Source organism: Pseudomonas sp. LBUM1676, assembly GCF_059695605.1.
This window is the reverse complement of record NZ_CP166777.1, coordinates 1-21,937: the sequence shown is the minus strand read 5'-3', so window position 1 is coordinate 21,937 and position 21,937 is coordinate 1. Positions and strand designations below refer to the sequence as shown.

General features: G+C 58.5%; 19 protein-coding genes. 11 read left to right on the top strand and 8 right to left on the bottom strand.

Going from position 1 to position 21,937, the window contains the following annotated elements; genetic code table 11:
* Positions 1–52: 52 nt before the first annotated feature.
* Positions 53–1,078 (bottom strand): LysM peptidoglycan-binding domain-containing protein, encoded by a 1,026-nt coding sequence (locus ACA041_RS00095; RefSeq protein WP_497439343.1) that lies wholly within the window; start codon positions 1,076–1,078, stop codon positions 53–55.
* 170 nt (positions 1,079–1,248) lie between these two features.
* On the opposite strand from ACA041_RS00095, the gene def reads away from it, so the two are divergent.
* The 5 genes from def to ACA041_RS00070 all read left to right on the top strand — a co-directional run bounded on the left by def (position 1,249) and on the right by ACA041_RS00070 (position 5,968).
* Positions 1,249–1,755, top strand: a complete 507-nt coding sequence (gene def, locus ACA041_RS00090; protein ID WP_046056612.1) for a peptide deformylase — start codon at positions 1,249–1,251, stop codon at positions 1,753–1,755.
* 57 nt (positions 1,756–1,812) lie between these two features.
* Positions 1,813–2,772 carry a methionyl-tRNA formyltransferase gene (fmt, locus tag ACA041_RS00085; RefSeq protein ID WP_497439342.1) on the top strand — a complete coding sequence of 320 codons (960 nt, stop codon included), beginning with the start codon at positions 1,813–1,815 and terminating at the stop codon, positions 2,770–2,772.
* Complete coding sequence (gene rsmB, locus ACA041_RS00080) at positions 2,769–4,079, top strand: 16S rRNA (cytosine(967)-C(5))-methyltransferase RsmB (protein ID WP_497439341.1); 1,311 nt, start codon at positions 2,769–2,771, stop codon at positions 4,077–4,079. The genes fmt and rsmB overlap by 4 nt, the downstream gene beginning before the upstream one ends.
* A gap of 22 nt (positions 4,080–4,101) precedes the next feature.
* On the top strand, positions 4,102–5,475 hold the full coding sequence (gene trkA / locus ACA041_RS00075; RefSeq protein ID WP_497439340.1) for a Trk system potassium transporter TrkA: 1,374 nt from the start codon (positions 4,102–4,104) through the stop codon (positions 5,473–5,475).
* Between the two features lie 178 nt (positions 5,476–5,653).
* Positions 5,654–5,968: a tetratricopeptide repeat protein gene (locus tag ACA041_RS00070; RefSeq protein WP_497439339.1), complete on the top strand. Its 315-nt coding sequence runs from the start codon at positions 5,654–5,656 to the stop codon at positions 5,966–5,968.
* Positions 5,969–6,033: 65 nt separating this feature from the next.
* On the opposite strand, the gene ACA041_RS00065 is transcribed toward ACA041_RS00070, so the two are convergent.
* Both ACA041_RS00065 and tag read right to left on the bottom strand, forming a co-directional pair.
* Positions 6,034–6,921, bottom strand: coding sequence for a lysophospholipid acyltransferase (locus ACA041_RS00065; protein WP_497439338.1), 888 nt, complete (start codon positions 6,919–6,921; stop codon positions 6,034–6,036).
* A gap of 40 nt (positions 6,922–6,961) precedes the next feature.
* A complete protein-coding gene (tag, locus tag ACA041_RS00060) occupies positions 6,962–7,519 on the bottom strand; it encodes a DNA-3-methyladenine glycosylase I (RefSeq protein ID WP_497439337.1) in 558 nt (185 codons plus the stop codon).
* An 81-nt stretch (positions 7,520–7,600) separates the two neighbouring features.
* On the opposite strand from tag, the gene glyQ reads away from it, so the two are divergent.
* The 5 genes from glyQ (at position 7,601) to ACA041_RS00035 (ending at position 13,160) form a co-directional block, all read left to right on the top strand.
* A complete protein-coding gene (gene glyQ / locus ACA041_RS00055) occupies positions 7,601–8,554 on the top strand; it encodes a glycine--tRNA ligase subunit alpha (protein ID WP_003213601.1) in 954 nt (317 codons plus the stop codon).
* Entirely contained in the window at positions 8,551–10,605 is a 2,055-nt protein-coding gene (glyS, locus tag ACA041_RS00050) for a glycine--tRNA ligase subunit beta (protein WP_497439336.1), read from the top strand. Before glyQ ends, glyS begins: the two co-directional genes overlap by 4 nt.
* 4 nt (positions 10,606–10,609) lie before the next feature.
* Positions 10,610–11,149, top strand: a complete 540-nt coding sequence (gene gmhB, locus ACA041_RS00045; RefSeq protein ID WP_497439335.1) for a D-glycero-beta-D-manno-heptose 1,7-bisphosphate 7-phosphatase — start codon at positions 10,610–10,612, stop codon at positions 11,147–11,149.
* A gap of 81 nt (positions 11,150–11,230) precedes the next feature.
* Entirely contained in the window at positions 11,231–12,010 is a 780-nt protein-coding gene (locus tag ACA041_RS00040; RefSeq protein WP_497439334.1) for a lysophospholipid acyltransferase family protein, read from the top strand.
* Between the two features lie 307 nt (positions 12,011–12,317).
* Positions 12,318–13,160: an RHS repeat-associated core domain-containing protein gene (locus ACA041_RS00035; protein ID WP_497439333.1), complete on the top strand. Its 843-nt coding sequence runs from the start codon at positions 12,318–12,320 to the stop codon at positions 13,158–13,160.
* A 62-nt stretch (positions 13,161–13,222) separates the two neighbouring features.
* Here ACA041_RS00035 and ACA041_RS00030 read toward each other — a convergent pair whose 3' ends face one another.
* On the bottom strand, positions 13,223–14,755 hold the full coding sequence (locus ACA041_RS00030) for a sensor histidine kinase (RefSeq protein WP_497439332.1): 1,533 nt from the start codon (positions 14,753–14,755) through the stop codon (positions 13,223–13,225).
* A 167-nt stretch (positions 14,756–14,922) separates the two neighbouring features.
* Here ACA041_RS00030 and ACA041_RS00025 point away from each other — a divergent pair, with 167 nt between their 5' ends.
* Positions 14,923–15,642: a response regulator transcription factor gene (locus tag ACA041_RS00025; RefSeq protein WP_497439331.1), complete on the top strand. Its 720-nt coding sequence runs from the start codon at positions 14,923–14,925 to the stop codon at positions 15,640–15,642.
* 84 nt (positions 15,643–15,726) lie between these two features.
* Here ACA041_RS00025 and gyrB read toward each other — a convergent pair whose 3' ends face one another.
* From gyrB to dnaA, 4 genes are read right to left on the bottom strand one after another with little or no spacing between them, the layout of a single operon-like run.
* Positions 15,727–18,144: a DNA topoisomerase (ATP-hydrolyzing) subunit B gene (gene gyrB, locus ACA041_RS00020; protein ID WP_064680829.1), complete on the bottom strand. Its 2,418-nt coding sequence runs from the start codon at positions 18,142–18,144 to the stop codon at positions 15,727–15,729.
* A 5-nt stretch (positions 18,145–18,149) separates the two neighbouring features.
* The gene (gene recF / locus ACA041_RS00015) at positions 18,150–19,253 is read right to left on the bottom strand and encodes a DNA replication/repair protein RecF (RefSeq protein ID WP_123515478.1); all 1,104 of its coding nucleotides are present in this window, start codon (positions 19,251–19,253) and stop codon (positions 18,150–18,152) included.
* Positions 19,254–19,273: 20 nt separating this feature from the next.
* Complete coding sequence (gene dnaN, locus ACA041_RS00010) at positions 19,274–20,377, bottom strand: DNA polymerase III subunit beta (RefSeq protein WP_017341709.1); 1,104 nt, start codon at positions 20,375–20,377, stop codon at positions 19,274–19,276.
* Between the two features lie 39 nt (positions 20,378–20,416).
* The gene (gene dnaA / locus ACA041_RS00005; protein WP_497439330.1) at positions 20,417–21,937 is read right to left on the bottom strand and encodes a chromosomal replication initiator protein DnaA; all 1,521 of its coding nucleotides are present in this window, start codon (positions 21,935–21,937) and stop codon (positions 20,417–20,419) included.

Here is a 21,937-nt window from a genome sequence, read left to right as displayed (position 1 = left end):
TTCAAACGGGAATAAGCTGTGGATAACTCTGTTGGTAACTTGTGGAGCCTGCTTACGGATTTCGCACCTTGTCCATCACCGCCAGCGAGCGTGAAGCGTTGAGCACCAGACCGTAGCTGAGCTTGTCATAAGTGCGGAACACCATCAGCAAACCGGCACGCTCATCCGGAATCTTCAGCGGTTGGCCGGTGATCCGGTCACGCACGGTTTCGCCGGTTTTCATCACCACCAGCACATTGCCTTCGGCGAGGCCATCACGTTGCCCCTTGTTCAGCGTCACCACATCCAGCGCGCCAATCTGGGTAACGCCGCGCGGCACATCAATGATCAAGCCGTCGATCTCGGTTTTTGGCGAACTGGGCATGAAGTTCGAGTTGATCGATCGCTCTTCACTGCTGAACAAGCGATCGCCGAGGCGTACTTCCTGAGTAGTGCGTTGCAGCGCCAGGGTGGCGACGTCGCCTTCGCTGGCCACAATCTCGCCACCACCTATATCGTCGGCATTAATCCCCAGGAACTCCTTGCTGTCAGGGTCGGTGTAGACCTTGCCCTGACGGAAGATGCCATAGACCGGCTGTGTCGGGTCGAATTGGCCGCGGGCAAAGATGTGATCACCGGTGCCACTGAGCACACGCTCGGCATCCCCCGCGACGATGTACGGCGCCGTGTCGAAGTCCTCTACCTTGTCGACGATGCGGTTGCTCAGCAGAAAGCTGTTGATCGCTTGCAGTGGAATGCTCGGGATGGCGTCGGCCACCGGGCTGCTGCGGATCCGTGGCGAGAGCTTGATGGTGCCCCGGGAAGCTCCGCGATTGAGGGTCAGGCGCGGCTGACCGTTGACGTAGACCAGCGACAGCGTGTCGCCGGGGTAGATGAGGTTGGGGTTCTCGATCTGCGGATTGGCCTGCCAGAGCTCGGGCCACTTCCACGGCTCACGCAGGTATTTTCCCGATATGTCCCAGAGTGTGTCCCCCGTCACGACCGTGTATTGCTGTGGAAAACCTTCCCTGAGTTGCACTTGCCCGTGCGCAAAACCGGCCGAGGCCAGAAGGAGCAAGGCGAGTAGTGATTTCCTCATGCGGTGAATCCCTTTATTATGTGCATTCGCGTAGAACGCCAGAGCCCTCGTGGCTCGCTCCCCGCTTACACTTGAAAAGCAGGGAGCTACGTTTTACAACGGTAGCCGGCATCTTCGGACACGCCAGGCCATCGACCCGACTTTACCTCACACGTGCAGCAATTGAGCTTATGGCCATTTTAGACATCCTCGAATTCCCCGATTCGCGCCTGCGCACTATCGCCAAACCTGTGGCCGTAGTGGACGACGAAGTGCGTCAGTTGGTCGACGATATGTTTGAAACAATGTATGAAGCGCCAGGCATCGGCCTCGCCGCGACCCAGGTCAACGTGCACAAACGTATCGTGGTCATGGACCTCTCCGAAGACCGCAGCGAACCGCGGGTGTTCATCAACCCCGAGTTCGAAACCCTGACCGACGAGATGGAGCAGTATCAGGAAGGCTGTCTCTCGGTGCCGGGCTTCTACGAAAACGTCGATCGCCCGCAAAAGGTCAAGATAAAGGCCTTGGACCGCGACGGACAGCCTTACGAACTGATCGCCGAAGGCCTGCTCGCCGTGTGCATCCAGCATGAATGCGACCACCTCAACGGCAAATTGTTCGTCGACTACCTGTCCAATCTCAAACGCGACCGAATCAAGAAGAAACTGGAAAAGCTCCATCGCCAGAACGCTTGATGCCCTTCTTCCAAAGGCTTGCTGCGGCAAGCCTTTTTCTTTTCAGAGATCGCTCCCATGACTGAGCCACTGCGCATTGTCTTTGCAGGCACCCCGGAATTCGCCGCCGAACACCTCAAGGCCCTGCTCGACAGCCCTTACGAGATCGTCGCGGTCTACACCCAACCGGACCGTCCGGCGGGCCGTGGGCAAAAGTTGATGCCAAGCCCGGTCAAACAGCTGGCTCTGGAACACGACATCCCGGTGCTGCAACCGCCAACCCTGCGCAACGAGGACGCCCAGGCTGAGCTGGCTGCGTTGAAGCCGGACTTGCTGGTGGTGGTCGCCTACGGCCTGATCCTGCCGCAAGCGGTGCTGGATATCCCGCGTCTGGGTTGCATCAACAGCCATGCCTCGCTGTTGCCGCGCTGGCGTGGTGCAGCACCGATCCAGCGTGCTGTGGAAGCAGGAGACAGCGAAAGCGGCGTGACCGTGATGCGCATGGAAGCCGGCCTCGACACCGGACCGATGCTGCTCAAGGTCATCACGCCGATCACCGGTGAAGATACCGGCGGCAGCCTCCATGACCGCTTGGCCGAGATGGGGCCACCGGCGGTTATCCAGGCGATTGCCGGCCTCGCGGCGGGCACGCTGGAAGGCGAAGTGCAGGACGACAGCCTCGCCACTTACGCGCACAAATTGAACAAAGATGAAGCGCGCATTGACTGGAGCCGTCCGGCGGTCGAGCTGGAGCGCCTGGTTCGTGCCTTCAATCCATGGCCGATCTGCCACAGCACGCTGAACGGCGACGCGCTGAAAGTGCTGGCCGCGAGCCTCGCCGAAGGGCAGGGCGCCCCCGGAGAAATCCTCAGTGCAAGCAAAGACGGCTTGATCGTCGCCTGTGGTGAACACGCGCTGTGTCTGGCCCGCCTGCAATTGCCCGGCGGCAAAGCGCTCAACTTCAGCGATTTGTTCAACAGCCGTCGTGAGAAATTCGCCGTCGGCACCGTCCTTGGTCAAGTGGCGGACGCTCAATGAATCCACGTCTGGCCGCCGCCAAGGCACTTGCCGCTGTTCTTAACGGAAAAGCCTCACTCAACAGTTCCCTGCCGACGCAAATGGACAAGGTTGAAGACCGCGATCGCGGCTTCACCCAGGACCTGGCGTTCGGCACCGCACGCTGGCAGCCGCGTTTGTCGGCGCTGGCAGCGAAATTGTTGCAGAAACCGTTCAAGGCAGCGGATGCCGATGTCGAGGCACTGTTGCTGGTCGGCCTCTATCAGTTGCTCTACACCCGTGTCCCGGCTCACGCTGCCATCGGCGAAACCGTCGGATGCGCCGACAAGCTGAAAAAGCCCTGGGCCAAGGCGTTGCTCAACGCCGTATTGCGTCGTGCCCAGCGTGAAAGTGAAGCGCTGCTGGCCGAGTTGGAACACGACCCGGTGGTGCGCACCGCTCACCCACGCTGGCTGCAAAAATCCCTGAAGGCGTTCTGGCCTGAGCAATGGGAAGCCATTTGCGCGGCGAACAATGCCCATCCGCCAATGATTCTGCGGGTCAACCGTCGCCATCACACACGCGACGCCTACCTTGGGCTGCTGAGCGAAGCCGGCATCGCCGCCACTCCCTGCGTTTTCAGCCAGGATGGCATCATCCTCGACACCGCCGCCGACGTGCGCAGTCTGCCGGGCTTCGCCGAAGGCTGGATCAGCGTGCAGGACGAGGCCGCGCAGCTGGCCGCCGATCTGCTGGATCTGGCACCGGGGCAACGGGTGCTGGACGCTTGCTGCGCACCCGGTGGCAAGACCTGCCACATTCTTGAAGCCGAACCAGAACTGGCCGGCGTAGTGGGCGTGGATCTGGAAGCCAAGCGCCTGGTGCGGGTGCGTGAGAACCTTGCACGCCTGGGCCTGAACGCGGAACTGATTGCTGCCGACGGGCGCGACACCGCAACCTGGTGGGATGGCAAACCGTTCCAGCGCATCCTGCTGGACGCGCCGTGCTCGGCCACTGGTGTGATCCGTCGTCATCCAGACATCAAGCTGACCCGCCAACCCGACGACATCGCTGCACTGGCGGTGCTCCAGGGTGAATTGCTGGATGCCATGTGGATAACGCTGGAAGTGGGCGGCATTCTGCTTTACGCCACCTGCTCCACGCTGCCGACCGAGAACACCGAAGTGATCGAGGCCTTCCTCGCTCGTACGCCGGGTGCTCGCGAACTCGACATCGCCAGCCAGGCCGGCATCAAGCAGCCTCACGGTCGCCAGTTGCTGGCCCGGGAAGGCGGGCACGACGGGTTCTACTACGCCAAGCTGATCAAGATCGCCGCCGCGCGCGGTTAACCGGTTTTAAGGGAGTGACTGGATGAAAATCATCATCCTCGGCGCAGGGCAGGTCGGCGGTTCGCTGGCGGAACACCTGGCCAGCGAAGCCAACGACATCACCGTGGTCGACACCGATGGCGAACGCCTGCGTGATCTCGGCGATCGTCTGGACATCCGCACCGTGCAGGGTCGCGGTTCGCTGCCAACCGTATTGCGTCAGGCCGGCGCCGACGACGCCGACATGTTGGTTGCAGTGACCAACAGTGATGAAACCAACATGGTGGCCTGTCAGGTCGCTCACACCTTGTTCCACACGCCAACCAAGATCGCCCGGGTCCGTGAAGCCGCGTACCTGACCCGCGCCGAACTGTTCGATAACGAAGCGATTCCGGTCGACGTGCTGATCAGTCCGGAGCAAGTCGTTACCAACTACATCAAGCGCCTGATCCAGCATCCGGGCGCGTTGCAGGTCATCGACTTCGCCGAGGGCAAAGCCCAGCTAGTGGCCGTGAAGGCTTATTACGGTGGACCACTGGTGGGTCAACAACTGCGGCAATTGCGCGAGCACATGCCGAATGTGGAAACACGCGTGGCGGCCATTTTCCGCCGTGACCGACCGATCCTGCCCCAGGGCGATACGGTGATCGAGGCGGACGACGAAGTCTTTTTCATCGCGGCCAAGGCGAATATTCGTGCGGTGATGAGCGAAATGCGCCGCCTCGATGAAAGCTACAAGCGCATTGTCATCGCTGGCGGCGGACAGATCGGTGAACGCCTGGCCGAGGCCATTGAAAGCCGCTACCAGGTGAAGATCATCGAGATGAGCCCGACCCGATGCCGCCATCTTTCGGACACCCTCGACAGCACCGTGGTCCTGCAGGGCAGCGCTTCGGATCGGGATTTGCTGATGGAAGAGAACATCGCCGACGCCGATCTTTTCCTCGCCCTGACCAATGACGACGAGGCCAACATCATGTCGTCGTTGCTGGCCAAACGCCTGGGCGCAAAGAAGGTGATGACGATCATCAACAACCCGGCCTATGTCGATCTGATCCAGGGCGGTGACATCGACATCGCCATCAGCCCGCAACTGGCGACCATTGGTACGTTGCTGGCCCACGTGCGGCGTGGCGATATCGTCAGCGTGCACTCATTGCGGCGCGGCGCGGCGGAGGCCATCGAGGCCATCGCCCACGGCGATGCGAAATCGAGCAAGGTCATCGGCAAATCCATCGAGAACATCGGCCTGCCGCCAGGCACCACCATTGGTGCGATCATTCGCGATGAAGAGGTGATCATCGCCCACGATGACACCGTGATCGCGGCGGGTGATCACGTGATTCTGTTCCTTGTGGATAAAAAGCATATTCGGGATGTGGAGAAGCTGTTTCATGTGGGGCTCAGCTTCTTCTGATCCAGAAACAGCGGTGGTCGATCTGGCGTCATCGCGAGCAAGCTCGCTCCCACAGTGGTTCTCGGCCGTACACACATTTTGTGTTCACTAAAGATCTACTGTGGGAGCGAGCTTGCTCGCGATGACGATCTCACTAAAACAGATCAACCTCTGACACACCTCACCAAGGAATCCACCGATGCTCGAATCCCTGGAAAAAATGCTCGCCAAGGGCGTGGATAACTCATTGCTGCGCTTCGGCCTGGGCAAGGGGTACCTGGATCTTGGGGAGAACGCCAAGGCCGCCGAGCATTTCCAGCGCTGCGTCGAGTTCGATCCCAAGTATTCGGCAGCCTGGAAACTGTTGGGCAAGGCCCATCTGGCGTTGGCGGATTATCCAGCCGCGCGCCAGGCCTGGGAACAGGGCCTGGAAGCTGCCCGCGCCCATGGCGACAAGCAGGCAGAGAAGGAAATGACGGTGTTTCTAAAAAAGCTCGAACGTCAGGCTCAATGAACCATTCCAGAAATGACTGTGGATAACTTTGGGCGCCAAGTTACCCACAGATCTTGCCAATCAATTCAATACCAACGCTCTTCACCCGGTGGACGCTTCTTGAAGCGTTTCATGCTCCACATGTACTGGCTCGGGTACGCCCTGACATAACGCTCGACCACCTGACTCATGGCCGCGCAGGATGTCTCGGTATCGGTGCTGTACATGGCGTCGGGCGCCGCTTCGAGGATCACTTTGTAACCCGAACCGTCCGGCAACCGCAGGGCATGCAGGAACACGCCGACCGCCTTGCCGCCCGCGAGCATGTTCGGTACGAATTTGCTGGTCAGTGCCTGGGTGGCGAAAAATGGCACGAAGATCCCGGCGGATTCTGCCGGTTCCGGGTCGGCGGGAATGCCTACCGCCCCCCCTTTACGCACTTCCTTGATGACGCTGAGTATGCCTTCCTTGGTGGAAGCAGCGACACGATTGCCCAGTTGTACCCGCTGCTTGCGCAGCAAATCATCCACCGCCTTCAGCTTGGGCGGACGATAGAAAATGATCGGTTTGCACTGGTTGCAATAAAAGTGGTTCAACACTTCCCAGTTGCCCAGGTGGCTGGTGATACCGACCACCCCTTTGCCGGAGGCAAGGGCGTCCTTCAATACGTCGAGACCTTCGACTTCACGCACCAGATCGATCGAGCGTTGAGCCGGCCAGATCCAGGCGCAGGCGCTTTCGGTCAGGGACTTGCCGATATCCCTCAGGCTCTGGCCGACCAGGCGCTCCCGTTCAGCCGGGTCCATGTCGGGAAAGCATTTGGACAGATTGATCCGCACTACGTCGCGGGAACGGTTGGGGGTTTTCCACATGACCCAGCCAATGGCCGAGCCGACGGCCTGCACTGCCCGCCACGGGAGCAAGGCAAACAACCGCAGAGCGCCTACCAGCATGGCGCCTTTAAACTTTTCCACAGGTCACTCCTGAGCTTGTGCTGTGCGCGAGGCGGCTATTCTAACCGCCGTTCGCCAAAGCCGCGTAGCGATCGCAATCGCGGGTGTGGTCCATGACCATCCCCGAAGCCTGCATCAACGCGTAGCAGATGGTCGGACCGACGAAGGTGAAGCCGGCTTTTTTCAGGCCTTTGCTCATCTCCACCGCGACCGGCGTGACCGCCGGCACTTCGGTGCGATCCTTGAAATGATTGATCACAGGCTTGCCGCCGACGAAGGACCAGAGAAAAGCCACCGGATCCTCCAGCGCCAGCCAGGCCTGGGCATTGCGCCGGGCAGCGTTGAGTTTGAGGCGATTGCGGATGATCCCCGGATCGAGCATCAATTCATCGATTTCCGCATCGCTCATTTGCGCCACACGCTGGACATCGAAGCCGAACAGCACCTCGCGGTAACGCTCGCGTTTACGCAGTACGGTGATCCAGGACAGGCCGGCCTGGAACCCTTCGAGCAAAAGCAACTCGAACAATCCCTGCGCATCGCGTAGCGGCGTACCCCACTCCTGATCGTGATAAGCCATGTACAGCGGATCTTCGGAACACCAAAAGCAGCGTGGCATAAGGCTCCAGGGGGCGTGCGCAGGACCGAATCGGGTATACTCCCGCTCTTTAAATCGCAGCCCAAGAAACAGGTGAATTTCGTGAGCCAGCCTACGCCAGCCGTGCGTACCTTCCAAGACTTGATCCTCGCCCTCCAGCAATACTGGGCCGAGCAAGGTTGCGTGGTACTTCAGCCCTACGATATGGAAGTAGGCGCCGGGACTTTCCACACTGCCACGTTTCTGCGCGCCATCGGCCCGGAAACCTGGAACGCCGCTTATGTGCAGCCCAGTCGTCGCCCGACTGACGGCCGCTACGGCGAAAACCCGAACCGTCTGCAGCACTACTACCAGTTCCAGGTAGTCCTGAAGCCGAACCCGGACAACTTCCAGGAACTGTACCTGGGCTCCCTCAAGCATGTCGGTCTGGACCCGTTGGTCCACGACATTCGCTTCGTCGAAGACAACTGGGAATCGCCAACCCTGGGCGCCTGGGGCCTGGGCTGGGAAGTCTGGCTCAACGGCATGGAAGTGACGCAGTTCACCTACTTCCAGCAAGCGGGCGGCATCGAGTGCTACCCGGTGACCGGCGAGATCACTTACGGTCTCGAGCGCCTGGCTATGTACCTGCAAGGCGTGGATTCGGTCTACGACCTGGTCTGGGCTGACGGTCCGTTCGGCAAAGTGACCTACGGCGATGTGTTCCACCAGAACGAAGTAGAGCAGTCGACCTACAACTTCGAACACGCCAACGTCGAGAAGCTGTTCGAACTGTTCGATTTCTACGAAAGCGAAGCCAAGCGTCTGATTGAACTCGACCAGCCGCTGCCGTTGCCGAGCTACGAAATGGTGTTGAAGGCCTCCCACACCTTCAACCTGCTGGATGCGCGCCGGGCGATCTCGGTGACCGCGCGTCAGCAATACATTCTGCGTGTACGCACCCTGGCGCGTTCCGTTGCGCAAGCCTACCTGCTGGCTCGCGCCAAGCTGGGCTTCCCGATGGCGACCCCGGACCTGCGTGATGAAGTACTGGCCAAGCTGGAGGCTGCACAATGAGTGCTCAAGATTTTCTGGTTGAACTGGGCACTGAAGAACTGCCACCCAAAGCCCTGAACACCCTGGCCGATGCGTTCCTGGCCGGTATCGACAAGGGCCTGCAAGCCGCCGGCCTGAACTACGAGACCAAAACCGTCTACGCCGCGCCGCGCCGCCTGGCTGTGCTGATCACCTCGCTGTCCACCCAACAGCCAGACCGCAGCATCAACCTCGATGGCCCGCCACGTCAGGCCGCATTCGATGCCGAAGGCAACCCGACTCAAGCGGCATTGGGTTTCGCCAAAAAGTGCGGCGTCGACCTGAGCGAAATCGATCAGAGCGGTCCAAAACTGCGTTACAGCCAAAGCATCGCCGGAAAACCGACCGCGAGCCTGCTGCCGACCATCGTCGAAGACTCCCTGAACGACCTGCCGATCCCGAAGCGCATGCGCTGGGGTGCTCGCAAGGAAGAATTCGTTCGCCCGACTCAATGGCTGGTGATGCTGTTCGGCGACCAGGTCATCGACTGCACTATCCTCGCCCAGACAGCCGGTCGCGACTCCCGTGGTCACCGCTTCCACCACCCGCAAAGCGTACGCATCACTTCGCCGGCCAACTACCTCAGCGACCTGCGTGCCGCTTACGTGCTGGCCGACTCCAACGAACGTCGCGAGCTGATCAGCAAGCGCACCGAAGAGTTGGCGACGAAACAGGAAGGTACTGCAATCGTTCCGCCTGCGCTGCTCGACGAAGTGACCGCGCTGGTTGAATGGCCGGTGCCGCTGGTGTGCTCGTTCGAGGAACGATTCCTCGACGTGCCGCAAGAAGCGCTGATCACCACCATGCAGGACAACCAGAAGTACTTCTGCCTGCTGGATGCCGACGGCAAGTTGCTGCCACGTTTCATTACCGTGGCCAACATCGAAAGCAAAGACCCGCAGCAGATCATCTCCGGTAACGAGAAAGTGGTTCGCCCACGCCTGACCGACGCCGAGTTCTTCTTCAAGCAAGACAAGAAACAGAAACTCGAAGACTTTAACCTGCGCCTGCAGAACGTGGTGTTCCAGGAAAAACTCGGCAGCGTCTATGACAAGGCCGAACGCGTTTCCAAACTTGCCGCGTTCATTGCTCAGCGCATCGGTGGCAACGCAGCCTGGGCATCCCGTGCCGGCCTGCTGTCCAAGTGCGACCTGTCGACCGAAATGGTCGGTGAGTTCCCGGAGATGCAAGGTGTCGCCGGTTACTACTACGCCCTCAACGACGGCGAGCCGGAAGAAGTCGCCCTGGCCCTGAACGAGCAGTACATGCCACGCGGTGCCGGCGCTGAACTGCCGACCACCCTGACCGGTGCGGCCGTGGCCATCGCCGACAAGCTCGACACCCTGGTCGGTATCTTCGGTATCGGCATGCTGCCGACCGGCAGCAAAGACCCGTATGCGCTGCGCCGTGCAGCCCTGGGTGTGTTGCGCATCCTGATCGACAAGAAGCTCGAGCTCGACCTGAACGACGCCGTGGCATTCGCTGTGAATGCCTTCGGTACCAAGGTCAAGGTTGCCGGTCTCAATGACTCGGTGCTGGAATTCATCTTCGACCGTCTGCGTGCCCGTTATGAAGACGAGGGCGTCGATGTCGGGACTTACCTGTCGGTGCGTGCACTGAAGCCGGGTTCGGCGCTGGACTTCGATCAGCGCGTACAAGCGGTAGAGGCGTTCCGCAAATTGCCGGAAGCCGCTGCGCTGGCCGCGGTGAACAAGCGCGTTTCGAACTTGCTGAGCAAGGTCGAAGGCTCGGTTCCTGCGGTGGTTGAAGCCAAGTACTTCGACAACGCCAACGAGTTCTCCCTGTACTCGGCGATCCAGCAGGCGGACCAGGCTGTACAGCCAATGGCTGCTGCCCGTCAGTACAGCGAATCGCTGGCACGCCTGGCAGCCTTGCGCGAGCCAGTGGATGCGTTCTTCGAAGCGGTGATGGTCAACGCGGAAGACGCCAAGGTGCGCGCCAACCGTTATGCGTTGCTGGCGCGTCTGCGTGGGCTGTTCCTCGGCGTCGCCGATATTTCGCTGCTGGGCTGAGGGATTGCTGTTGAAACTGCTGATTCTCGATCGGGACGGAGTGATCAATTACGACTCCGACGCTTACATCAAGTCGGTGCAGGAGTGGATTCCGCTCCCGGGTTCGATCGAGGCCATCGCGCAGTTGAGCAAGGCCGGCTGGACGGTGGCAGTGGCGACCAACCAGTCGGGCATCGCTCGCGGCTATTACGACATCGCCACCCTGGACGCCATGCACGAGCGCTTGCGCTCGCTGGTGGCGGAGCAGGGTGGTGAGGTCGGGCTGATCGTCTATTGCCCGCACGGGCCGGACGATGGCTGCGAATGCCGCAAGCCAAAACCCGGGATGTTGAAAACCATCGCCGCGCATTACAACGTATCGCTGGCCAATCTTTGGTTCGTTGGCGATACCCTAGGTGACCTGGAAGCCGCCAGAGCCGTCGATTCACAGCCAGTTCTGGTAAAGACCGGCAAAGGCGAAAAAACTCAGGGCAAGACCCTTCCCGAAGGCACCTTGATTTTTGATGATCTGGCGGCGGTTGCCGCAGAACTTATCCACAACTAAGGCTCTTCTGACATCCTGGCCAAGGACTGATCGGGAGTGCGCTTGAATAGGCGGGCAATGCCCGCAACGGTAAATGTCGCCATGTCGATACTGCAGGCCATCAGAACCTTCCTCTTTTACCTGCTGCTGGGTACCAGCTCTTTGCTCTGGTGCAGCCTGAGCTTTTTGATCGCGCCCTTTCTGCCATTCAAGGCGCGTTATCGCTTCATCAATGTGTATTGGTGCCGCTGCGCCTTATGGCTGAGCAAGGTTTTTCTGGGCATCAGTTATGAAATCAAAGGCGCAGAGAATGTCCCTGACCAGCCCTGCGTGATTCAGTCGAATCACCAGAGCACCTGGGAAACGTTTTTTCTCTCTGCGTACTTTCAGCCCTTGAGCCAGGTGCTCAAGCGTGAACTGCTCTACGTTCCGTTCTTCGGCTGGGCCATGGCCATGCTGCGACCCATCGCTATCGACCGCGACAATCCTAAAGCCGCGCTCAAGCATGTGGCGAAGAAGGGCGATGAACTGCTCAAGGATGGCGTCTGGGTGCTGATCTTCCCTGAGGGAACGCGTGTGCCCTACGGCACAATCGGCAAGTTCTCACGGGGTGGTACCGCATTGGCGGTCAACGCGGCGCTTCCAGTGCTGCCGATTGCGCACAATGCCGGTAAGTTCTGGCCGAAAACCGGTTGGGCGAAGAAGCAGGGCGTCATCACGCTGATCATCGGAAAACCCATGTACGCCGACGGCAGCGGGCCGCGCGCCGTTGCCGAGTTGAACGACCGCGTCCAGGCCTGGAACGAGCAGATGCAACGGGAAATGGGTTCGCTGCCACCTGCCCCGCAAGCCCCGGCTGCCAGCGATCAAATGGCTGTCTGAGATTCTGTGGATAACCTGTGTACCGTTTAGTTGAATAGCCACGTATTTATTTTGTAGCCTTATGATTTATATACATATTTCCTAAACACATAAAACTCCGAAAAAGGTGCATAAGTTTTTTTCGGGCGCAAAAAAACCGGCTGATATAGCCGGTTTTTTTATGCCGGAATGGCTGTGCAAGCCTCTACCGGGAGGCAACCCTAACAGAACTGCTAATGTTGGTTTTCCGGGGCATTTGTTAAGGTGCTGACCAATGATTTCCGCTAAGGTTGGCGGTTCAATCAGACTTGGATGAGGAGGCTCCCCTATGCACGTTTCCCGTCACACTCACCGCGCCCCTTCATCCAGTCGCAATTTGTCAAAGACATTATTGCTCGCCACCGATTTGCAGCGAAGCGTACTTACCGAATTGGATCGTACCGGTCCTGGGCCCCTTGCCTATAACCCCTATGGTTGGCAGAGCAATCTGCGCCCGGCAGCCACTCGCTTGGGGTTTAATGGGGAGCTTAAAGAACAACCTGCTGGCTGGTATCACCTGGGTAATGGTCATCGGGTTTATAACCCGACGTTGATGCGATTTCACAGTCCTGATCGGCTGAGTCCGTTTTCCAAAGGCGGATTGAACGCTTATGCCTATTGCGAAGGGGACCCGATGAACTATGTCGATCCGACGGGGCAGTCCATCCAAACTGTTGCAGCCTTTTTTGGGGGCATTGTCCCTTTTATCAAGACGTTTGAAAAAGTCTCAGAACATGCCAGCAATATCACGCGGATTGTTTTTAATTCTCTTCCACGTGGAGTTATGGGCTATGCGACGTTGGCGTCTAACGTCGGTTATGGCGGTGTTGCCACGGGAGCCACCATGCAGGCTCTGGGTTATACAGCTGGAGCAGTTGTTTCGAATGCTGGTGCGGCGCTAATGAGTTTGGGTAACGGTACTATAATGATGCACGCCGCTGTGACTACTGCAGCAAAAAGCCGTTTCGGGAAATCCCTGGCCCGACGCCTTGTGGTCAAAAAAGCTCCCACTATGGAATTGAGTGAAGTAATAGTGGCCAACCCCGGGACAAGGACTACCCCGTCCAGCCGTTCCAATTCACCTCCCAGTCGGGTGAAATCTGACGCTGTCCAAATTCGCGAAAAAAGGTGAGCTGATGATTTTTGTTACGCCAACCTCGCCTCACACGCTCGGTCTGATCACTAGTATTTGCCTCAATCCTTGAGCAAAGGGAAATGCAGCCTGAAGCGCGTGCCTTGACCCACCACACTTTGGCACTCAATCCTTGCGCCATGTCGATCCATCACTGCCTTAACCATCGACAGCCCCAACCCCACTCCATCGATGCCGTGGGCTGAGGAAAGTCGCCGATACTGGCTGAACAGTTCGGGCAATTCCTCTGCAGCAATGCCTTTGCCTTGATCAATGATCTCGCACGTCAGCCAACCTTCGGCGCAGTGGACTTGCACAATGATTCGAGTACCGGCGCCGCTGTATTTGATCGCGTTCTCCAGCAGGTTGAACAGGGCTCGGGTCAGCAGGGCCTGATCGGCCATAATCAAGCTTTCCTGTGCCTCATCATCCAGGTCATGGACCAGTTCGATCTGCTTCAACTGCGCAATGGTCAGTGTCTGATCGAACACATCCAGCACCATCATCGCAAACAGGCTCGGCTGAAACTGGTAAGCCTCTGACTCGGCCTTGGCCAGTTGCACAAAGCCGTCAGTCAAGTCCAGGGCTCGACGCACCTGGCACTCGATCTGATCGAACAGATAAGAATCGCCGACGAACTGCTGCCGGTGCACGTCGAGCAGGGCGAGTATCGCCGAGTGAGGCGCCCGCAGATCATGGGACAAGAAGCGCAACAGCACGCCGCGTTGCTCTTCGGCATCACGCTCAACGCTGAGGTCGGTCAGGCTGAATAGCCAACCGATCGGTGTTTCTCCGTCCACCGGCAGCAAGGCCGCGCGCTCCAGACGCAGACTGCGTTCTTTGACATCCCTGAATTCCAGCAGCGGCAACGTCGACAAGGGCGGCCGCGGGCCTTCTGCCAGTTCCGGATAGCCCAGTTTTGCCAGTTGCTCAATAACGTCGTCACCCACCAGATTTGCACCGAACAAATCTCTGGCCTTGCGGTTACCCAACAAAATCCGGCCTCGCGGATTACTGATCAATGTAGCGACTGGCAAATATTCCAGGCCATCGGCGATAAAACGACGGGTATCGCGGGTCCGTCCCATGGCTTGTTCCAACGCCATGATCTGCCCCTGTAGACGGTCGCCAGTCGGAAATTGTGCACGCCGACGCTCCGGAAAGACCTTGGGCTCGCTGTCCAGCCGCGCCAGCTCCCAGCCAAAATAAGTCAGCACCACACTCAAGCGCCGCCAATTCCAGATCAAGTAACCGAACAGCATACCCAGCAGACTCGCTGCAGGGGACCACCACCAGCCCAGCTTCGCTAACCCGATGCTAGCCAGCAACGCACAACTCATACCTGCTACGGTGAACCAGAGCGCCAGCCTCGGACGCAGCAACAGCAAACCCAAGACACAGGCAACGAGGCACACGGACAACAACGCACCCCGCGCACCCGAACCATTTCGTTCGCTCATCTCGGCCTGGAACGAAAGAAGGCCCGTCAGCGGTAACAACAGCAAGCTTATCCACAGCCATTCGCGGACCAATTGCCGGAACAACCTTTGAACTTGGGTCGGTTCGCGACTTTCCCGGCGGCGTTCATTATTCATAGGCAATACTGTGTAAAGGTTGGAAGGCAATTCGTCCATGGATCAGATCCCGCTGAAGGCGCTTGAAGAATCATAGCGGACGCGACCAACGGAAAGCTGCTTACTTTCACTCTTCAGCCGAACGTGTATTGTCAGATAACATGCTGGCCGCAAAAGGAATAACGTACATGCGTGTAGCGATACTGGATGACGAACCGGCAGAACTGCGCAGGGTTGAACAGACTTTGCGGCAGATGGCCGACCCGGGGGAAAGTGCATGGTCTTTGCACAGCTTCGAGCGGGGAGAGGACCTGTTACGCCAATTGCGCCGGGAAACGTTTGACCTGCTTATCCTGGACTGGCAGTTGCCAGACTTCAGCGGTCTGTCTCTGTTGCGCTGGACCCGCGAGCATATGGACGCACCACCGGCCGCTATCATGCTGACCAGCCGCGATGGAGAAAGCGACATCGTCCAGGCATTGAATGCCGGCGCCGACGATTACGTCAGCAAGCCGTTTCGACCCAATGAACTCAAAGCGAGGGTGGCTGCCGTATTGCGCAGGCATAGCCAGCAACGTGCGGCTGCGGCTGAAGTACTGAGTTTCAACGACCTGGTGTTCGATGATGCCGAGTTGACCGTAAACCGCGCCGGCAAACCGATTGGCATGACTGAGAAGGAATATCGTCTGGCGCGCTGTCTGTTCTGTAACCTGGGACGACCGCTGTCCCGGGAGTATCTCTATGAGCGATTCTGGAGTCATGAAGAGATGGTGTCGTCCCGCCCGCTGGATACCCACATTTACCGCCTGCGCAACAAGCTGGGATTGACCGCCGACCGTGGTTGGCAGTTGTTGACGATTTACGGGTATGGGTATCGATTGGAGAGTGTGACTGTAGCGGCTGAGTAGTATCGAATCGCTCTATTCGCAGTCAATAAAAAAGGCCAACGTTTAAGCGTTGGCCTTTTTTTTCTGGCGGGTCGGGTTAACTAATCAGAAATCCAGATTGGAAACCGCCAGGGCGTTGCTTTCGATGAAGTCACGACGAGGTTCGACCGCATCACCCATCAGGGTGTTGAAGATCTGATCCGCACCAATGGCGTCTTCGATGGTTACCTTGAGCATCCGGCGCTGGCTTGGGTCCATGGTGGTTTCCCACAGCTGATCCGGGTTCATCTCACCCAGACCTTTGTATCGCTGGATAGTGTGACGCTTGGTGCTTTCAGCCATCAGCCATTCGAGCGCTTCCTTGAACTCGGTGACCGGCTTCTTGCGTTCGCCACGCTGGATGTACGCGCCGTCGTCCAGCAAGGTGCTCAGTTGAGCGCCCAACGAGACAACCGTCTTGTAATCGTTGCTGCCGAAGAAGTCGCGGTTGAAGGTGACGTAGTTCGACAGGCCGTGGGAGATCAATTCGACCTCAGGCAGCCAGACGTTACGTTCACGGTCTTCACGCAGGCTGGCTTTGTAGACCAGGCCGGACTTCTCGACGGTGCGCAGGCGAACTTCGTACTGTGCCAGCCAATCTTGCATGGCTGCATGGTCGGAGAGTTGCTCCATGCTCACCGCAGGCAAGTAGATGAAGTGCTCGGTCAGCTCCTGTGGGTACAGGCGCGACAGACGCTTGAGGGTCTTCATCACCAGGCGGAAGTCATTCACCAGACGCTCGAGCGCTTCACCGGAAATGCCCGGTGCTTCTTCGTTCAGGTGCAGGCTCGCGTCTTCCAGGGCCGACTGCGTCATGTACTCTTCCATGGCGTCGTCGTCTTTGATGTATTGCTCTTGCTTGCCTTTCTTGACCTTGTACAGCGGCGGCTGAGCGATGTAGATGTAACCGCGCTCGATCAGCTCCGGCAACTGACGGAAGAAGAAGGTCAGCAACAGGGTACGGATGTGCGAACCGTCGACGTCAGCATCGGTCATGATGATGATGTTGTGATAGCGCAGCTTGTCGATGTTGTACTCGTCGCGACCGATGCCGCAGCCCAGCGCGGTGATCAAGGTGCCCACTTCCTGCGAAGAGATCATCTTGTCGAAGCGTGCCTTCTCGACGTTCAGGATCTTGCCCTTCAACGGCAGGATGGCCTGGGTTCTACGATTGCGTCCCTGCTTGGCGGAGCCGCCAGCAGAGTCACCTTCCACCAGGTACAGTTCGGAAAGGGCAGGGTCTTTTTCCTGGCAGTCAGCCAGTTTGCCCGGCAGGCCGGCGATATCCAGCGCGCCTTTGCGACGGGTCATCTCACGAGCCTTACGCGCCGCTTCACGAGCACGTGCCGCGTCGATCATCTTGCCGACGACCAGTTTGGCTTCGTTCGGGTTTTCCAGAAGGAAGTCGGAGAAGTACTTGCCCATTTCCTGTTCGACCGCGGTCTTCACTTCGGAAGAAACCAGCTTGTCTTTGGTCTGGGAGCTGAACTTCGGATCCGGCACTTTCACCGAGATGATCGCGGTCAGGCCTTCACGAGCATCGTCGCCGGTGGTTGCGACTTTGTGCTTCTTCGCCAGACCTTCCGCTTCGATGTAGGTGTTCAGGTTACGCGTCAGTGCCGAACGGAAACCCACCAGGTGAGTACCGCCGTCGCGCTGCGGAATGTTGTTGGTGAAGCACAACAGGTTCTCGTTGAAGCTGTCGTTCCACTGCAGGGCGATTTCCACGCCGATGCCGTCTTCACGCTGGATGTTGAAGTGGAACACCTGGTTGACCGGAGTCTTGTTGGTGTTCAGGTATTCAACGAACGCACGCAGGCCGCCTTCGTATTTGAACAGCTCTTCCTTGCCGCTGCGCTCATCCTTGAGGACGATGCCGACACCGGAGTTGAGGAAGGATAGTTCACGAATCCGCTTGGCCAGGATGTCCCAGCTGAAGTGGATATTCTTGAAGGTCAGGTCGGACGGCTTGAAGTGAATCTGGGTACCGGTGGTTTCGCTCTCGCCAACGATTTTCATCGGCTCTTTCGGCACACCGTGGATGTAAGTCTGTTCCCAGATCTTGCCGCTACGGCGCACCGTGAGAACAAGCTCTTCGGACAGGGCGTTTACCACCGAGACACCTACACCGTGCAGACCGCCGGATACTTTGTAGGAGTTGTCGTCGAACTTACCGCCGGCGTGCAGCACGGTCATGATGACCTCGGCTGCCGAAACGCCTTCTTCTTTGTGCACGTCTACCGGGATGCCACGGCCGTTGTCGCGAACGGTAATGGATTCGTCCGGGTGGATAATGATGCTGATGTCGTCGCAGTGGCCGGCGAGAGCTTCGTCGATCGAGTTATCGACCACTTCGAACACCATGTGGTGCAGACCGCTGCCATCGTCGGTGTCACCAATGTACATACCGGGACGTTTGCGTACGGCATCCAGGCCTTTCAGCACTTTAATGCTCGTTGAGTCGTACGTATTTTCTTCGCTCAATGCCTTCACTCCCGATGGTCGTGGGTCTGGGTGATACGGCCCTGTTCCACGTGGAACAGAGCGACTGGCGTTTCCGTCTGCCAGCCTTCCCTCAATAATTCGTGATCTACACAGGTGATAAACACCTGGCAGCGTAAGTCTTCCAGCAAGCGGCAAAGCGCACGGCGGTGTTGCTCGTCCAGTTCGGACGGCAGGTCATCCACCAGATAAATACACTGGCCGCGTCGGGCCTGGCTAACCAAGTGCCCTTGGGCAATCCGCAATGCACACACCACTAACTTTTGCTGACCCCGGGACAATATGTCCGCGGCGTTATGTGCGCCCAATCGAAGACGCAAATCAGCGCGTTGTGGTCCGGCCTGGGTATGACCCATTTGCTGATCCCGCTGAAGGGATCCGGCGAGCACAGCACTCAGCTCGCGGTCCTTGTCCCAACCTCGGTAATAGCTGAGTGTTAAGCCCTCGAGCTCAACCAGTTCACTCAAGGTCTGTTCAAAGACTGGTTTCAAGGCTTTGATATAAGCGCGGCGGTATTCATCGATTTCAGCGCTGGCCTGGCACAATTCCCTGTCCCAAACCGCTTGCGAAACGGCGTCAAGTGTACCATGCCGCAGCCAAGAGTTTCTCTGACGCAGGGCCTTCTGCAAGCGCTGCCAGGTAGACATGAACCGGGGTTCCACGTGGAACACACCCCAATCCAGAAACTGCCGCCGAATCTTCGGCGCGCCTTCCAGCAAGCGGAAGCTGTCCGGGTTTATCAACTGCAGCGGCAGGATCTCAGCAAGCTGTGCCGCGCTGCGAGCGTTCTGCCCATCAATGCGGATCTGGAACTCTCCCTGGCGATCACGGGAAATCCCCAGGGCGCTGTGCCCGCCCTCGGCCAGTTCAACCTGGCCAAACACCGTGCACGCCAGTTGCTCGTACTGAATCACGGGCAACAGTCGGCTGCTACGAAACGAACGGGCAAGCCCCAGTAGATGAATGGCTTCCAGAACACTGGTTTTGCCGCTGCCGTTGGCGCCGTAAAGAATATTGATTCGGGGGGAGGGGGAGAAGGTCACCGGGTGCAGATTGCGCACCGCGGTGACCGAGACGCGACTTAAGGACATCTAGCTTCTGCTGAGCATGATTACAGACGCATCGGCATGACAACATAGGCCGAGTCGTCGTTGTCAGACTCTTGCACCAGCGCGCTGCTGTTGGAGTCGGACAGGATCAGTCGAACTTGCTCAGTGGTCATCACGCCCAGCACGTCGAGCAGATAGCTCACGTTAAAGCCGATTTCCAGATTGCCGCCGTTGTACTCAACACCCACTTCTTCTTCCGCTTCTTCCTGCTCCGGGTTGTTGGCCTGGATCTTCAGCTGGCCATTAGCCAGTTGCAGGCGAATACCGCGGTACTTTTCGTTGGAAAGGATCGCGGTACGACTGAAGGCTTCACGCAGAGCCTGGCGGTCGCCGAGTACTAGCTTGTCGCCGCCTTTTGGCAGAACACGCTCGTAGTCGGGGAATTTGCCGTCGACCAGTTTCGAGGTGAAGGTGAACTCACCGGTGGTAGCGCGGATATGGTGTTGACCCAGCACGATGCTGACGATGCCGTCCGGCTCGGTCAGCAGGCGAGCCAACTCAAGGATACCTTTGCGTGGAACGATGACCTGGTGGCGATCCGGCTGGCCGATATCGGCCTGCATCGAGCACATCGCCAGACGGTGACCGTCGGTGGCCACGGCACGGATGATCCCGGCCGAGACTTCCAGCAGCATGCCGTTGAGGTAATAACGCACGTCCTGCTGTGCCATGGCGAAGCTGGTGCGTTCGATCAGGCGACGCAGCTTGCTTTGCTCCAGGCTGCAGGTCAGCGAACCAGGGCCTTCTTCCACTGTCGGGAAATCGTTGGCCGGCAGGGTCGACAGGGTGAAGCGGCTACGGCCGGCTTTCACCACCAGCTTTTGCTCGTCGACCTTGATGTCGATCAGCGCGTCGTTCGGCAGGCTCTTGCAGATGTCCATCAGCTTGCGCGCAGGCACGGTGATCGAACCCGGGTCCGCAGGCTCTTCGAGCTGCACACGACCGACCAGCTCGACTTCCAGGTCGGTACCGGTCAGCGACAGCTGCTGGCCTTCGACAACCAGCAGCACGTTGGAAAGCACCGGCAAGGTCTGTCGGCGCTCGACGACGCCTGCGACCAGTTGCAGGGGTTTCAACAGGGCTTCGCGTTGAATGGTGAAATGCATGGTCTAGTCCCTTGCCTTAATAAGCTGCGCTGGTGTTCATCAAGTGGTCAGTGTACGCAGCAGGTTCTTGTAGTCCTCGCGGATGTCCGCGTCGGATTCCTTAAGTTCGTTGATCTTGCGGCAGGCGTGCAAAACAGTCGTATGGTCGCGGCCACCAAACACATCACCGATTTCCGGCAGGCTGTGGTTAGTCAACTCTTTGGACAACGCCATGGCAACCTGACGCGGACGAGCGACCGAGCGTGAACGACGCTTGGACAGCAGGTCGGAGATCTTGATCTTGTAGTACTCGGCGACAGTGCGCTGAATGTTATCCACAGAGACCAGTTTGTCTTGCAGCGCCAACAGGTCTTTCAGGGATTCGCGAATCAACTCGATGGTGATGTCGCGGCCCATGAAGTGCGAGTGGGCGATCACGCGTTTAAGCGCGCCTTCCAGCTCACGGACGTTGGAGCGAATACGCTGGGCAATGAAGAACGCGGCGTCGTGCGGCAGATCGACTTTGGCCTGATCGGCCTTTTTCATCAGGATCGCCACGCGGGTTTCCAGCTCCGGCGGCTCGACGGCAACCGTCAGGCCCCAGCCGAAGCGGGATTTAAGGCGCTCTTCAAGGCCTTCGATTTCTTTTGGATAGCGGTCACTGGTAAGAATGACCTGCTGGCCACCTTCGAGCAGGGCATTGAAGGTGTGGAAAAACTCTTCCTGGGAACGTTCCTTGCGGGCGAAGAATTGAATGTCATCAATCAGCAGTGCGTCCACCGAACGGTAGAAGCGCTTGAATTCGTTGATCGCATTCAATTGCAGCGCCTTGACCATGTCGGCCACGAAACGCTCGGAATGCAGGTACACGACCTTGGCATTCGGGTTCTTCTTTAACAGGTGGTTACCCACAGCGTGCATCAAGTGGGTTTTACCCAAGCCCACACCGCCATAAAGGAAGAGTGGGTTGTAACCGTGCTTAGGATTGTCCGCCACCTGCCAGGCTGCTGCCCGGGCCAGCTGGTTGGACTTGCCCTCGACGAAGTTCTCGAAGGTGAAGGTTCGGTTCAGGTAGCTGGTGTGCTTGAGCGCGCCTTCAACCTGCACGGTGCGTTGCTCGGAACGAACCGGGGCCTGTTGCGAGCTGGCACCGGCCATAGGGTCGAAGCTATCGCGAGACGGCTCTTCACTGACCTCGGCCATTTTTTGCGTTGAGCGCTTGGTCGGTGCGGCAGCGGGAGTCGGCGATGGAGCACTCGCAGGCGCCTGAGCGGCCTGAGCCTGGGATGCCGCGGCAGCCAATGGCGCATTCGGCGCGGCACGCGGTGCCGAACTGCGTTTGCTGCCTATTAATAAGGACAGCGCCGGCGCCATGCCGTTGCCATGCTCATCCAGCAGCTCAAGGACGCGACCCAGGTACTTTTCGTTGACCCAGTCGAGAACAAACCGATTGGGCGCGTAAACACGCAACTCGTCGCCTTCGGCTTCGACCTGTAGTGGACGGATCCAAGTGTTGAATTGTTGGGCAGGCAGCTCATCGCGCAGAAGCTCCACGCACTGCTGCCAAAGTTCCACTGACAC